This window comes from Desulfovibrio aminophilus DSM 12254, assembly GCF_000422565.1.
Lineage (GTDB): Bacteria > Desulfobacterota > Desulfovibrionia > Desulfovibrionales > Desulfovibrionaceae > Aminidesulfovibrio > Aminidesulfovibrio aminophilus.
Genome location: NZ_AUMA01000010.1, coordinates 228,364 through 242,249 on the forward strand (window position 1 = coordinate 228,364; position 13,886 = coordinate 242,249).

Here is a 13,886-nt window from a genome sequence, read left to right on the forward strand (position 1 = left end):
CCAGTAGGCAACGATCCGGTCACAAGGGCTTTGCCGCCTGCAACAGTTTTTTTTCAACAACAAGTTGACAACATTTTAAACATGGTAAAATGAATTTTTCAGCTGAAATTGAACTCTTTCATTATTTTTTAAGATACGATCAGAGTAAAGGTTTACAATTACACTTCGCGGGATGTTCGCAAACGCTTCCGGTTTCGCGCTTAACATATTAAAATTAAAGATATTATATTTAGAGTTCAAAAAAATCCCCGCAGTGGAAATTCCCCAGTCCGCAGCCTCTCTGCCCGCCGAGGCGCGCGGGGACGACGTTCTCGCCACAGCCGTTAGGAACAAAGATATACGCATGAAATAAATAGTAAAATAATAGAAGAGCCCGGACAGCGACACATCCGTGGCGGATGCGGCCGGGCCGGGCTTCCGAGCGGAAAAATCGGAATTATCGGCGGCTACGCCCCGTTATCCCGGAGCGGATAGCGCCCGCACGTGAAGCGGGCCGATTCCGGGCAGTAGCCCAGGCGTTCGCAACGCGCCCCGGCGACGGCGAAGAGGGCGGGCAGGCGATCCCGACAGATCGCCAGCATGGCCAGGGCCATGTCGCGGATCTCCCACTGGGCGCGGGCGCAGCAGCGCAGGCTGAAGAAATGCAGCAGGGCCCGGCAGTTCATGGTCAGCACGATCTTGGTCTCGGCGGCCTGGGGCAGGACGAACCGGGCATCTTCATTGGCCTTCGCCCCCCGGCCGTTGGCCGCCAACAGTCCCCTGAGTTCGCGATAGGCCCCGGAGATCTCCACCATGAGGGTCTCGAAGCGTTCCCGGGCCTCGGGAATCCTGGCGATGGCCGGCGGCAAGATGTAGTCCATGTCGGATTCGTCCACGTAGCGCTGGCTCTGCTGGGAATAGGAGGCGATCCGATGGCGCACCAACTGGTGCGAACAGGCCCGGGAGATGCCCTCCACCGCGAAGCTGAAACTGACGTGCTCCACCGGGCTGTCATGTCCCGACTCCAGGACGGACTGCACGAACTCGGCCTGCTTCTCCCGCCCGATCTCGCCGGAGAGCAGGCGGGGCCACATGTCGGCGACGAATCCCGCGTGGTAGCACTGGCGAAAGGCGGCGTAGATCAGGGACAACGGCTCGGGGGTCATGGCCAACAGCTCGACCCGGAGCTTCTTCTGCGGCATGGGGGCTCCCTTGGCTTGCGGTTTCCGGCGGGTGTACCCAAAACGCCGCCCCTGGGCAAGACGGCCTCGCGCTCTCCTGTTGGGCGCTACAGGCGGAGCTTGTCCAGCAATTCCCGGACCTGCTCCTCCAGCGGCCGGAAGCCCTGAAGCAGAAAATGCAGCGTGCTCATGAATACCGGCTCGGCGGCGAAAAAATGTTCGGCGGCCCGCACACGCAGGCCGTCCGCGTCCTCGTCCGGGTGCTCCCGAAGCAGCCGTTCGGCCACGGCCGGAGCCCCGCTCATGAGATAGAAGACCGTGCCCAGGGAACGCACCCGCTCCGGGCCGCCCTCCAACCCGATGTCGGCTTCGTCCAGGGCCACCACGGCCCGATCCCGCCCGGCTTCCGCCCATTCCTTATAAGAGCGGAACGGGATGCCCAGCCGCTCCGACGCCAGCCGCCCCAGATCGCCGCGTCCCGATCCGGCCACCCCGGCCAGGAACACGATTCCGTCGGGCCGGTAAGGGCGCACCGGCCTGGAACCGTGTGTCCGGGTTTTGTCCGGCTCGGCCACCGCCACCTTTTTTTGGATGAAACGCATGGGCTTGTGCATGCCCCCCTGTAACGCGCCGCCGTTCCCGGGGCAAGGGCGGCATCCCTTTGTCCGCAAGGCGTTTTCGGCTCCGCTCATGGCCGGCCATAATTTTTCATCAAGATTCCTAAAGTTTTCCCAGGACAGGCCGATCAGGTAGGCGACACCAGCGGAGAACAGGTGAAGGGCGTGGTGCCCGGCCGCCGATCCGCACAGGCATGGAAGCCGAAAAACATTCAAGGAGGAAATCATGGCCCTGGTTATCAACCACAACTTGATGGCGATGAATGCGAGCCGTAACCTTTCGAGCTCTTACGGCGCTCTCGCTGTGTCCACCCGCCGCCTGTCGTCCGGCCTCCGCGTCGGCACCGCGGCCGACGACGCCGCCGGCTTGGCTGTCCGCGAGCTCATGCGCTCGGACATCAGGTCGCTGCAGCAGGGCATCCGGAACGCCAACGACGGCATCTCGCTCATCCAGACGGCTGACGGCGCACTCCAGATCATCGACGAGAAGCTGATCCGAATGAAGGAACTGGCCACCCAGGCGGCCACCGGTACCTACAACTCGGACCAGCGCCTCATCATCGACTCGGAGTATCAGGCCATGGCGTCGGAAATCACCCGAATCGCCAACGCCACGGACTTCAACGGCATTCACCTGCTCAACGGCAACCTGTCCGGTGAGAACTCCAGCCACGACGGCACCGGCCTGGTCTCCACCGGCCCGCTGAAGGTCCACTTCGGCACGGCCAACGACTGCGCTGAGGACTACTACTACATCTCCATCGGAACGGCCACGGCCTCCGCCCTGGGTCTCGGCCACGCCACCGGCACCAAGACCGGCACCGGCGCCGCCGCCAACGCGGGCAAGTCCATCTCCACCCAGGCCCTGGCTCAGGCCACCCTGGATGCCCTGCAGGACGCCATCGTGTCCAAGGACAAGATCCGCGCCAACCTGGGCGCCCTCCAGAACCGGCTGGAGAACACCGTGAGCAACCTGGAGATCCAGGCCGAGAACGTCCAGGCCGCCGAATCCCAGATCTCCGACGTGGACGTGGCCACCGAGATGACGGAGTTCACCCGTCAGCAGATCCTGACCCAGTCCGCCGTGTCCATGCTGTCCCAGGCCAACTCCCTGCCGCGGATGGCCCTCAGCCTGATCGGCGGCTAACGCGCCTCGGGCGGCTGAGCGATGAACCTCTAACGGAAAGCCGGACCGCCGAGCGGTCCGGCTTTCCTTTTTGATGGCACCGGCCTTGCATCTTTCCGGGGGCGGACCAGACACGGAATAATTTTCCCGAGGGAATCAGCATGGCCGACGACACCTCTTCCATCAGCGCTTATACTTCAGCCTACACCTCCGGCAACATCAACTTCACCGGACTGGGCAACGGCACGGACTTCAACTCGCTCATCGACGGGTTGGTGAAGGCCGAAAGCGCCCATCTCACCCAGCTCCAGACCTGGCGGGCCACCTGGGACAAGAAGATCACCGCCTTCCAGGAGCTGAACACCTCCATGCTCTCACTCAAGACCGCGCTGGAGAAGATGGACACCATGAACGAATTCCTGACCAAGAACGCCTCGAGCACCAATTCCACCGTGCTCACGGCCACGGCCGACAGCGCGGCCGAGGAAGGCACCCACAAGGTCGAAATCAACCAGTTGGCCCAGAACAAGATCATGGCCACCGTCACCGGTTACAGCGCCGGCAGTTCGGTGATCAACTCCTCCGGCGGCGACCAGATCCTCCAATATGTCTACAAGGGAACCACCTACAACCTCACCGTGCCCACCGGCACCACCGTGGATGGTTTGGTCAACCTCATCAACAACCAGCCCGCGAACCCCGGAGTCAAGGCCCTGGCCATCTTCGACGGCTCAAACTACTATGTCCAATTCCGGGGCATGGATCTGGGCGTGGGCGCATCCTTGACCATCGGCGCGGGCACCACGCTGACAGGCTTCAAGGCCGCCGACTGGACCACCACCCAGAACAACCAGAACTCCCAGATCCGTGTGGATGGCTGGCCCACAAGCGGCTGGATCAGCAACGCCGCCAACAGCGTGAGCAACGTCATCACGGGTCTGACCTTGAACCTCAAGGACTCCGCGCCCGGTTCCACCGTCACGCTGACCGTGGGCACGGACCTGGAGGCGGTCAAGGAGAACGTCCGCACCTTCGTGACCCAGATGAACACGGTTCGCGCCAAGATCCAGGAACTGACCAAGTACGACGACCTGAACAAGGCCGGTTCGTTGCTCACCGGCAACTACGGCGTTGACATCGTCTCCCAGAATCTGAAGAATATCGTCGCCGACAAGGGCGTCGGCTTCATTTCCTACAACACCCTGGGGCTGACGGAAGACACCTACGTCTCCCTGGGACAGATCGGCATCAGCACCGACGCCCAGACCGGATCGGCCACCTTGGGGATGCTCGTGCTGGACGAAGAAAAGCTGGACGAAGCCCTGACCAACAACCCGACCGCAGTGGCCAAGCTCTTCTCGGCGGACGATCTGGGCGAAAGCAAATCCTCGGCCTTCTCGTACCTGTCGCTGGTCAAGGGCACCACCCAACCCGGGGAATACCAGCTCAAGGTCAAGGTCAAGGCCGACGGCTCGGGCATTGAGAGCGCCACCATCAACGGCCATGCGGCCAAAATTTCCGGCGCCTGGGAAATCACCGGCGCGGCGGCGACCCCGGAGGCCGGTCTGGCCATCCGGCTGGATTCGCGAACCGCCGGTTCCACCTATGACGGCATGGTCACGGTCAAGCGCGGCAAGACCGGAGAACTCGCCGACGAACTCAAGGATCTGACCGACAAAAGCGACGGCCCCCTGGCGATCCTGCAGAACAACTACAAGGACATCATCAAGTCCATCGACAGCAAGATCGACTACGAGACGACCCGCTTGGAAAGATACAAGACCACGCTCAAGAACAAGTACGCCCGGCTGGACTCCCTGCTCGGTTATTACGACAAGCTCAACAGCCAGTTGACCAGCTCGATCAAGCAGTTGTCCAGCAGCAGCAGCTCGTAGCCCGTCCCATCTGCCCGTGGAGGACAATCGTTCATGAAGAATGGAGCCAAGGCCTATCTCGCCACCCAGGTGACCACCACCACCCAGGGCGACCTGCTGCTCATGCTCTACGACGCGGCCATCAAATTCCTGAAACAGGCCAAGGTCAAGATCGCCGAGCGAAACTACGCGGAGAAGGGCATCCTCATTTCGCGGGCCCTGGACATCATCAGCGAACTCGCCGAAAGCCTGAACAAGGAGAAGGGCGGCGACGTCGCCAAGAACCTGAACAACCTGTATTTCTTCTGCAGCACTCGTCTGCTCAAGGCCAACCTGAAGATGGATGCGGCCTTGATCGACGAGGTCGTCGGCATCCTCTCCGGCATCCGCTCCGCCTTCGCCCAGATCATCCCAGGCTACGAAGGGCGACCGCCATCGGCCCTGCACGGCGCCTCACCCCTGGCCGACGAGTCCATCGCCACGCCGAAACCCGCTCACCCGATGCCCCAGGTCAACAACCTGGACCTCATGGGCTCCCCGGCCCAGCCCTTGGCTGGAATCCTGCCCCAAAACGACAATGCCGCGACGGCGCTCAAACCCGCCAGGCAGGCTTCCCCCGTTCCGGCGTCGCCGGCCGCTTCCCCGACCCAGCAGCCCGGCGTGAACCGGCTGAGGGCCATCAACGCCTACGCCTCCAACAGGGGCTGATCCGGTTTACTTCCCGGGCCGTCCGTGTCACCACAGGCCATGGCCGCCCCCATCCGCGTACTCCATGTGGCCAAGTCCTTGGGACTCGGCGGCACGGAAAAGGTCATGCAACTCTTCGCCACGCACCTGGACCGCTGCGGTTTTCAGGTGGCGGTCCACAGTCCGCTGGACGGGCCGCGTGGCCCCCTGCTCCGGGCAGCGGGAATCCCCACCCATATCGGCGCGGACCTCTTCAAGACCCTCTGCGCCTGGAAACCGGACGTGGTCCATCTGCACCGCGCGGGCTGGCCCGAGCCCGGGCTCCTGCGCCCACTGGCCGCAGCCCGCGTGCCCGTGGTCGTGGAGACCAACGTTTTCGGTCGCCACGACCCGAGCCCTTCGGCCAAGGTGCTGGACCGCACCCTTTTCGTTTCGCGCTTCTGCGCCGAACGCTTCGCGGCCCACACCGGCATTCCGGCCGAACCGCCGCGCTACGGCGTACTGTACAATCCCGTGGCCACGGATTTCTTCGCCCGGGCCTGCCCGCCGCGCGACCTCTCGGCTCCGGCAGCCGGTCGACTCTCGCGCCCCGACCCGGGCAAGTGGTCACGTCTGGCCCTGGATTTCCTGCCTCTTGCCGCCGAGGCCCTGCCCGGGTTGCGCTATCGGATCGTCGGCGGCCTCCCGGAGGCCGAGGAATATGTGCGGACCCACGGCCTGGAGGCCAACGCGGAGTTCCTGCCGCCGCTGACCTCGGACGAGGAGCTGGCCGGATTCTTCAACTCGATTTCCCTCCTGGCCCACGCCAACGACACGGGCGAGTCCTTCGGCCTGGCCATCGCCGAGGCCATGGCCGCCGGGCTGCCGGTGGTCACGCACCCCTGCCCCGAGCCGCGCGACAACGCCCAACTCGAACTGGTGGAGCACGGCGTCACCGGATTGGTGGCGCGAGATACGCGGGAATACGCCCAGGCCGTGATCTTCCTGCTGACCCACCCCGAGGAGGCCCGAAACATGGGCGAGGCCGGACGGGCAAAGGCGGCGCGGCTGTTCCGCGCCCAGGACCTGGCCGCCCGCCTGGGCGACATCTATCGTGAAATCCTGGCCGCCAAGGTGCTGAACCGATGAACCGGGAACTGCTCCGAGCCTATGGCGCCGAAGTCCTTTCCTTCGCCTGGAGCGGAGCCGCCGAAACCGCCCCCCCCGCTCGGCCGGACGCCGGAGCCCTGGACAAGGCCCTGGCCCGCTGCCTGCGACTGGCCGAGAAGAGCGGCCGGCAATCGTTCGTTCTCTTGGGCCTGGGCTCGGGGGCCCTGGCCTCGGCCCTTTCCGAAGCCCTGCCCGGGACCGTGGAACTCCTCGTCTGCACCCTGGACCCCGCCTCGGCCCGGGCCGCGCTCCAAGCGGGCGGGCTCCCCAGCCTTGGCCGCGATCCACGCCTGGCCCTGCTGGCCGACACCTCGCCCTGGGCCCTGCTCTTCCTCATGGACATGGCGGGGATCACTCCGGCCGCCGCCGTGCTCGCGCTCAACCCCGAGGCCACGGACGCCGAACGCGCCGGACTGGCGGCCCTGCAACGCACCCTGAGCGCCTCCCGCCCCCTGGACGTGCCGCCCCCGGCCCCGGGACAGGCTCCGGCCATCTCGGCCGCCGCCATCCTGCGGCCGGACGAGCCGGATCTGCCGGGCTTCTTCGCCCAGTTTCCTTCCTGGCTGGCCGAACTCTGCGTCCTTTGGGACGCGCCCTCTCCGCCCTCCAAGATTCCTCCCTGCTCCGTCCCCCTACGCCAGGCCGCGCGCCTCCTCGAACACGACTTTTCGGCCCAGCGCCAAGCCATGCTGGGCCTCTGCCGCAGCCCCTGGATTCTCTATCTGGACGCGGACGAAACCCTGCGCCCAGGAGACTGGCCCCGCATCGCGGGACTGACCGCCCAGGGCCAAGTCGCCGGGTGGCACTTCCCGCGCCTGACCTTCTACCCGGACCAGGACCACTGCCGCATGGGCCTGGGGCTCTGGCCCGACCTGCAACTGCGCCTGTTCCGCCGCAACCCGGGGCTCTCCTTCGTCAAACCGGTGCATGAACGGCTCACCGGGCTGGACGGCCCCGAGGCCGTGGCCCTGGACCTGCCTATCCTGCATCATACCCATCTGCTCAAGCGGCCCGAAGCCATCCGCCGCAAACTGGCCTCCTTCCTGGTTGCCGGAAGCGGCCGAGGACATACCCTGAGTCGGGACTACCCCCACCTGCCGCGCCATTTGCTGGAACCGCCCCTGAAGTCGGAGCACACGCGCGCGCTGCTTGCTGGCTTTCTATAATCCAGCGAAGCCGGACGCCGCCGCCTTGATTCCCCCTGTGAAAGGGGCTAGGTTATTGACCCCGGAGGGCTTGAGCGCCCAAGAACTTCATACGAGGACCCGCATGCTCGTCACCTGTCCCCAATGCCAATTCAGCCGGGAACTCCCCGAAGACAAGATACCGGCCCGCGCCCAAGTGGCCACCTGTCCCAAGTGCAAGCACAAGTTCCGCTTCCGCGACCTGCCGCCCGAGGAGGCCGAGACGGCTCCCGCAGCCCCTGCCGAGGACGTTCCGACCGCCGAAGCGCCTGAAACTCCTCCGCCCGCGGCGCCAGCCGAGGATGACATCTGGGAGCGCCTGGGATCGATCCAGCCGGAGCAAGCGGAACCCCAACCCGGGCAGACACCCGACGACCCCTTCGCCGCCGACCCGGAACGCCCTGAAGTGGACGTGCCCTTCGAACGCCTGGACCAGTTCGGCTTCTTCCCGGGCATCACCCAGACCATCCGCCGGGCCATGTTCTCACCCCAGCTCTTCTTCCAGGCCATGCCCCAGCGCGGGCTGGGCAAACCCCTGACCTTCGCCGTCCTGCTGGGCCAGTTCCAGATATTCTTCCAGCTTCTCTGGAGCATGACCGGGCTCCTGGGCGAAAAACCCGAGGTCGCGCCCGGCACCATGGGCTTCGGCCTGGTCATGGCCCTGGTCCTGGCCCCGCTCTTCCTCTCCGTGTTCCTCTTCCTGGAGACGGCGGTCTTCCACTTCTGCCTCATCCTCTTCCGCTCCGCGAACAAAGGCTTCGAGGGAACCTTCCGGGTCATGGCCTACTCCAACGCCCCCCTGGTCCTCTCCTTCGTTCCCGTCGCCGGCCCGATCCTGGCCTATCTCTGGGGGCTGGGGATCACGGTCGTCGGCGCGCGGCACATGCACGGCGCCAGCCTCGGGCGCGTACTCGGGGCCTTCGCCCTGCTCCTGGTCATCGTGGGCGGCATCCTGGGCCTCATGTACTACGCGGCCGCGACCATTCCACCGGCGGGAAAATGAACGGCCGGACCTCCCCCCTCGGATGGCTGCGCAAGCGCTGGCGCGACTGGCGGACTTGGCGCAGACTCGCGAGGGAGGCCCACCCGCGCAAGATTCTCGACCTGACCCGTGAAATCCGGGAAATGGCCGCGCTGGCGGCCCAGGTCTGTCCCCGCGAGGAGGCCGTTCAGTCGCGCATCCAGGCCATCCAGACCGAAATGGACCGGCTGGCCGGCCATGCCGGCCGCCCCGAATTCCATCGCCTGCCCGCAGGCAAGCGCATCCTCCTGCGCCAGGGCCTGCTCCAGTCCAGGGAACAGCTCCTGGAGACCATGCAGGCAGCCCCCACTCCCACCCGCCTCTTGCAGTAACTCCGGTACGCTTCTTGCTTTCTTTAGGTTTCGAGGAGGACCGTCCGTCAGCGACTTGACGGCGGCCGTCGGAAACCCCAACCCATGCGTACGCCATGAAACACATCGCCTTGGCCCTGCCCCTGCTCCTGCTCCTGGCCGCTTGCGGCCACGTGGACCTGGCCGTGACCGACCAGACCCGGATCTACCGGGACGCCCCGGTGCAACGCACCCCGCTGCTCGTCTCCGTGCAGCCGAAGGAACGCACCTATGCGCCCATCAAGGCCCTGGTCTATCCCCTCTGGGTTTCCCAGCAGACCATCGACCAGCGGACCATCGGCCGCTCCCTGGGCCGGGTCATGGTCCAGACCTGGAACGCCCGGCAGCTCTTCCCGGTGCTCGTCTACGACGAGGATCTCATCTACCGGAACGCGGAAAAGGCGGTGGCGCAGGGCCGCATCCGGGGCGCGGACGTGGTCGTCACCGGCGTGGTCAGCTACTACTATGATGGCGGCAGCCTGGACGACTCGGGCATCTCCCTGCGGGTGAACATCTACGACACCCGCACGGGTCAGGCCCTCTTCTCCATGGAGCAGGCCGCGCGCATCGAGTCCCATCTCGTGGAGGACTGGATACTCTGGTCCGCGCGCACCCGACTGCCTCCCTCCCCCATGCAGGCCATGATCGCGGCCATCGCCCAGGACATGACCGTACCCCTGGCCTCCTGGCTGCCCCCGCCGGACGCGGTATTCGCCGAGACGAGCGCGGACATCGCGCGCGGACTCACCGAGCGGCAGACTCCTCCGGCCGCCGTCCCGGCCTCGGCCCAGGACAAGGAACGGGAACTGGCCGCCGAACCCAACTCGGCCGCGGCCATGAGCAAACACATCGCGGGCCAGGGCAATTCCCCCGGCCCCGGCGTGAACCTCATGATCCACTTCGACACGGACAAGGCCGTGATCAGGCCCGAGTCCTACCCGCTGCTGGACGAACTGGGCAAGGCGCTCAGCGCCGAGCCGCTCAAGGGCCGCAGGTTCGTCATCGCCGGGCACACGGACTCGGACGCGGGCGAGGCCTACAACATGCAGCTCGGCAAGGCCCGAGCCGAGGCGGTCAAGACCTATCTGGCCAGAAAATTTCAGATCCCCGGCAACCTGCTCGTCACCGAAAGCTACGGTAAGACCCGGCCCATCGCGCCCAACACCACCGCCGAGGGCAAGCAGCGCAACCGCCGGGTGGAGGTGCGTCTGGCCTCCTGAGACTTGACTGGCGAAGGGAGATTCTTACATCAGGGGGCCCCTCGGGCCCCTTTTTTTCGGCTTTGCGACGGGGGGCTTTTGTGCTACCTCAAAGGGCGTTTTCCCAACGCCATCCAAGGACGAACACCACATGATCGGAATCTCCAAACTCTATTGCGGCGCCGTGGAAGCCTCGGACGCCCTGCGCTACGGCCGCCAGTCCGGCAAGCTCCCCTCGCACCTCCTCCAGTTCTCCGCGGACAAGAAGCCCGTGGTGGTCTGGAACATGACCCAGCGCTGCAATCTCAAGTGCGTGCATTGCTACGCCCATGCCGTGGACCCCAAGGGCACGGACCCCATCAGCACCGAGCAGGCCAAGGTCATGATCGACGATCTGGCCGCCTACGGCGCGCCGGTCATGCTCTTCTCCGGCGGCGAACCCCTGGTCCGCGAGGATCTGGTGGAGCTGGCCAAGTACGCCACCTCCAAAGGCATGCGCGCGGTCATCAGCACCAACGGCACCCTGATCACCAAGCGCAAGGCCAAGGAGCTCAAGGAAGTCGGCCTCTCCTACGTCGGCATCTCCCTGGATGGCTCCGAGCCCGTGCACGACGCCTTCCGCAAGGTGACCGGCTGCTACAAGAAGGCCCTGGAGGGCGTGGCCAACTGCCAGGCCGAAGGCCTGAAGGTGGGCCTGCGTTTCACCATCAACAAGCGCAACGCCGGGGAGATCCCCCATCTCTTCGACCTCATCGAGAAGCTCGACGTCCCGCGCATCTGCTTCTACCACCTGGTCTACTCCGGCCGGGGCTCGGAACTCATCAACGAGGACCTGAACCACGCCGAGACCCGGGCCGTGGTGGACCTCATCATGGACCGCACCCGCGCCCTCTTCGACAAGGGCCTGGAGAAGGAAGTCCTCACCGTGGACAACCACGCCGACGGCCCCTACCTCTACTACCGGATGCTGCGCGAGGACCCGAAGCGGGCCGCCGACGTGCTCCAGCTGCTGTCCTGGAACGAGGGCAACTCCTCCGGCCGGGGCATCGGCTGCATCTCCTGGGACGGTCAGGTCCACGCCGACCAGTTCATGCGCCACCACACCTTCGGCAACGTGCTCGAACGTCCCTTCTCCCAGATCTGGGACGACCCGAGCATTGAGCTGCTGCACAAGATGAAGGACAAGCGCCCGCATGTGGGCGGCCGCTGCGCCAAGTGCCGCTTCCTGAACATCTGCGGCGGCAACTTCCGCGCCCGGGCCGAGGCCTGGTACGGCGACTTCTGGGCCCAGGACCCGGCCTGCTACCTGACGGACGAGGAAATCACGGGCGAACCCGTGGGCGTGCGCGACTGATCGCGCCGGGAGGAACAGCATGAACGAATTCTTCCGGGGCCGCAGACTGCGCCGCACTCCGGCCCTGCGCGCCCTGATCCGCGAAAACGAGGTCCGGCCCCAGGACCTCATCATGCCCTACTTCGTGGTGGAGACCGACGACGCCTCGTTCAAGAAGCCCATCGCCTCCATGCCCGGCCAGTTCCAGCTCGGCCCCAAGGCCCTGGAGGAGACCGTGGCCAAGGCCGTGGACCAGGGGCTCATGAGCGTCCTGCTCTTCGGCATCCCCAAGGTGAAGGACGAAAAGGCCTCCCAGGCCTACGCCGACGAGGGCGTGGTCCAGGAGGCCGTGCGCCGTCTCAAGGACCGCTTCCCCGAGCTGGTGGTCGTCACCGACGTCTGCCTCTGCGAGTACACCTCCCACGGCCACTGCGGCCTGCTGCGCGGCGAGGAGATCCTCAACGATCCCACCGTGGAGCTGCTGGCCAAGGCCGCCCTGTCCCACGCCCGGGCCGGGGCCGACATCGTGGCCCCCTCGGACATGATGGACGGCCGGGTGGCGGCCATCCGCGACACCCTGGACGAAAACGGCTTCACCGACATCCCGATCATGTCCTACGCCGTGAAGTACGCCTCGGCCTTCTACGGCCCGTTCCGCGACGCGGCCGAGAGCGCCCCGGCCTTCGGCGACCGCAAGACCCACCAGATGGACCCGGCCAACCGCCGCGAGGCCCTGCGCGAGGCCGAGGCCGACGCGGCCGAGGGCGCGGACATCCTCATGGTCAAGCCCGGCCTGCCCTACCTGGACATCCTCCGCGACCTGAGCGACTCCTTCGACCTGCCCGTGGCCGTGTACAACGTCAGCGGCGAGTACAGCATGGTCAAGGCCGCCGCGGCCAACGGCTGGATCGACGAGAAGCGCATCGTCCTGGAGACCCTGACCGCCTTCAAGCGCGCCGGGGCCGACCTCATCCTCACCTATCACGCCGAGGACGCCCTCGGCTGGCTGGACAAATAAGATGCACGACCACGCCGCCAAGGGCGTTCCCTTCGAGCATTCCGGCCACCCCGGCGGCCAACCGCACGGCGCGGCCAAGGGCGGAGTTCCACAACTGCGCCTCATCGCCTGGGAAGTGACCCGCTCCTGCAACCTGGCCTGCAAGCACTGCCGCGCCGAGGCCCACCCCGAACCCTACGAGGGCGAGCTGTCCACGGCCGAGGCCAAGGCCCTCATCGACACCTTCCCCGAGGCGGGCAGCCCGATCATCATCTTCACGGGCGGCGAGCCGCTCATGCGCCACGACCTCTTCGAGCTCATCCCCTACGCCAAGTCCAAGGGGCTGCGCTGCGTCCTGGCCCCCAACGGCACCCTGCTCACGGCCGAGAACGCGGCCCGGATCAAGGCGGCGGGCATCGAGCGCTGCTCCATCTCCATCGACGCGCCCGACGCCGCCGGTCACGACGCCTTCCGGGGCGTGGCCGGAGCCTTCGAGGCCTCCATGCGCGGCATCGAGCATCTCAAGTCCGCGGGCCTGGAGTTCCAGATCAACACCACGGTGACCAAGGACAACCTCCATCAGTTCAAGGACATCTTCCACCTGGCCGAGAAGCTGGGCGCGTCGGCCTGGCACATCTTCCTGCTCGTGCCCACGGGCCGCGCCGCCGAGCTGGGGGCCCAGATCATCTCCGCCGAGGAGTACGAGGAAGTCCTCAACTGGTTCTACGACTTCCGCAAGACCACGAGCATGCAGCTCAAGGCCACCTGCGCGCCCCACTACCACCGCATCCTGCGCCAGCGGGCCAAGGCCGAGGGCGTGCCGGTGAACTTCGAGACCTTCGGCCTGGACGCCGTGAGCCGGGGCTGCCTCGGCGGCGTGGGCTTCTGCTTCATCTCCCACTCCGGCATCGTCCAGCCCTGCGGCTACCTCGACCTCGTCTGCGGCGACGTGCGCCAAACCCCCTTCCCGGAAATCTGGCGCACCTCCCCCCAGTTCCTCAACCTGCGCAACCCCAAGGTCTACGTGGGCAAGTGCGGGGTCTGCGAGTACGAAAAGGTCTGCGGCGGCTGCCGCGCCCGGGCCCAGACCATGCGCGGCGACTACCTCGAAGCCGAACCCCTCTGCTCCCACACGCCGATCAAACTTCAGCAGAAATGACGCCATCGGGGAGGGACCTTTTAAAAAGGT

General features: G+C 65.8%; 13 protein-coding genes. 11 read left to right on the forward strand and 2 right to left on the reverse strand.

Annotation, left to right across the window (positions count from 1 at the left end):
• Positions 1–446: 446 nt before the first annotated feature.
• Positions 447–1,181: an FAD-dependent thymidylate synthase gene (thyX, locus tag H587_RS0108890; protein WP_027175976.1), complete on the reverse strand. Its 735-nt coding sequence runs from the start codon at positions 1,179–1,181 to the stop codon at positions 447–449.
• 86 nt (positions 1,182–1,267) lie between these two features.
• Positions 1,268–1,762, reverse strand: coding sequence for a hypothetical protein (locus tag H587_RS0108895; RefSeq protein ID WP_156904494.1), 495 nt, complete (start codon positions 1,760–1,762; stop codon positions 1,268–1,270).
• Between the two features lie 241 nt (positions 1,763–2,003).
• Between H587_RS0108895 and H587_RS0108900 the strand changes: the two genes are divergently transcribed.
• The 11 genes from H587_RS0108900 to ahbD all read left to right on the forward strand — a co-directional run bounded on the left by H587_RS0108900 (position 2,004) and on the right by ahbD (position 13,856).
• The gene (locus tag H587_RS0108900; RefSeq protein ID WP_027175978.1) at positions 2,004–2,924 is read left to right on the forward strand and encodes a flagellin N-terminal helical domain-containing protein; all 921 of its coding nucleotides are present in this window, start codon (positions 2,004–2,006) and stop codon (positions 2,922–2,924) included.
• 140 nt (positions 2,925–3,064) lie between these two features.
• Positions 3,065–4,798, forward strand: coding sequence for a flagellar filament capping protein FliD (gene fliD / locus H587_RS0108905; protein ID WP_034608901.1), 1,734 nt, complete (start codon positions 3,065–3,067; stop codon positions 4,796–4,798).
• 33 nt (positions 4,799–4,831) lie between these two features.
• On the forward strand, positions 4,832–5,485 hold the full coding sequence (gene fliS / locus H587_RS20225; protein WP_027175980.1) for a flagellar export chaperone FliS: 654 nt from the start codon (positions 4,832–4,834) through the stop codon (positions 5,483–5,485).
• Between the two features lie 39 nt (positions 5,486–5,524).
• On the forward strand, positions 5,525–6,592 hold the full coding sequence (locus H587_RS0108915; protein WP_027175981.1) for a glycosyltransferase family 4 protein: 1,068 nt from the start codon (positions 5,525–5,527) through the stop codon (positions 6,590–6,592).
• On the forward strand, positions 6,589–7,779 hold the full coding sequence (locus H587_RS17915; RefSeq protein WP_051202590.1) for a glycosyltransferase family protein: 1,191 nt from the start codon (positions 6,589–6,591) through the stop codon (positions 7,777–7,779). The genes H587_RS0108915 and H587_RS17915 overlap by 4 nt, the downstream gene beginning before the upstream one ends.
• A 103-nt stretch (positions 7,780–7,882) precedes the next feature.
• A complete protein-coding gene (locus tag H587_RS0108925) occupies positions 7,883–8,800 on the forward strand; it encodes a zinc-ribbon domain-containing protein (RefSeq protein ID WP_027175982.1) in 918 nt (305 codons plus the stop codon).
• Positions 8,797–9,150, forward strand: a complete 354-nt coding sequence (locus H587_RS0108930) for a hypothetical protein (RefSeq protein ID WP_027175983.1) — start codon at positions 8,797–8,799, stop codon at positions 9,148–9,150. The genes H587_RS0108925 and H587_RS0108930 overlap by 4 nt, the downstream gene beginning before the upstream one ends.
• A gap of 95 nt (positions 9,151–9,245) precedes the next feature.
• On the forward strand, positions 9,246–10,388 hold the full coding sequence (locus H587_RS0108935) for an OmpA family protein (RefSeq protein ID WP_027175984.1): 1,143 nt from the start codon (positions 9,246–9,248) through the stop codon (positions 10,386–10,388).
• A gap of 130 nt (positions 10,389–10,518) precedes the next feature.
• Positions 10,519–11,721, forward strand: a complete 1,203-nt coding sequence (ahbC, locus tag H587_RS0108940) for a 12,18-didecarboxysiroheme deacetylase (RefSeq protein ID WP_027175985.1) — start codon at positions 10,519–10,521, stop codon at positions 11,719–11,721.
• Between the two features lie 19 nt (positions 11,722–11,740).
• Positions 11,741–12,718 (forward strand): porphobilinogen synthase, encoded by a 978-nt coding sequence (hemB, locus tag H587_RS0108945; RefSeq protein ID WP_027175986.1) that lies wholly within the window; start codon positions 11,741–11,743, stop codon positions 12,716–12,718.
• Between the two features lies 1 nt (position 12,719).
• Positions 12,720–13,856, forward strand: coding sequence for a heme b synthase (ahbD, locus tag H587_RS0108950; protein WP_027175987.1), 1,137 nt, complete (start codon positions 12,720–12,722; stop codon positions 13,854–13,856).
• Positions 13,857–13,886 lie beyond the last annotated feature (30 nt).

Bases quoted from the DNA above. Each gene is read 5' to 3' on its own strand.
- thyX (WP_027175976.1), bottom strand. From the start codon at position 1,181: ATGCCGCAGAAGAAGCTCCGGGTCGAGCTGTTGGCCATGACCCCCGAG.
- H587_RS0108895 (WP_156904494.1), bottom strand. From the start codon at position 1,762: ATGCGTTTCATCCAAAAAAAGGTGGCGGTGGCCGAGCCGGACAAAACC.
- H587_RS0108900 (WP_027175978.1), top strand. From the start codon at position 2,004: ATGGCCCTGGTTATCAACCACAACTTGATGGCGATGAATGCGAGCCGT.
- fliD (WP_034608901.1), top strand. From the start codon at position 3,065: ATGGCCGACGACACCTCTTCCATCAGCGCTTATACTTCAGCCTACACC.
- fliS (WP_027175980.1), top strand. From the start codon at position 4,832: ATGAAGAATGGAGCCAAGGCCTATCTCGCCACCCAGGTGACCACCACC.
- H587_RS0108915 (WP_027175981.1), top strand. From the start codon at position 5,525: ATGGCCGCCCCCATCCGCGTACTCCATGTGGCCAAGTCCTTGGGACTC.
- H587_RS17915 (WP_051202590.1), top strand. From the start codon at position 6,589: ATGAACCGGGAACTGCTCCGAGCCTATGGCGCCGAAGTCCTTTCCTTC.
- H587_RS0108925 (WP_027175982.1), top strand. From the start codon at position 7,883: ATGCTCGTCACCTGTCCCCAATGCCAATTCAGCCGGGAACTCCCCGAA.
- H587_RS0108930 (WP_027175983.1), top strand. From the start codon at position 8,797: ATGAACGGCCGGACCTCCCCCCTCGGATGGCTGCGCAAGCGCTGGCGC.
- H587_RS0108935 (WP_027175984.1), top strand. From the start codon at position 9,246: ATGAAACACATCGCCTTGGCCCTGCCCCTGCTCCTGCTCCTGGCCGCT.
- ahbC (WP_027175985.1), top strand. From the start codon at position 10,519: ATGATCGGAATCTCCAAACTCTATTGCGGCGCCGTGGAAGCCTCGGAC.
- hemB (WP_027175986.1), top strand. From the start codon at position 11,741: ATGAACGAATTCTTCCGGGGCCGCAGACTGCGCCGCACTCCGGCCCTG.
- ahbD (WP_027175987.1), top strand. From the start codon at position 12,720: ATGCACGACCACGCCGCCAAGGGCGTTCCCTTCGAGCATTCCGGCCAC.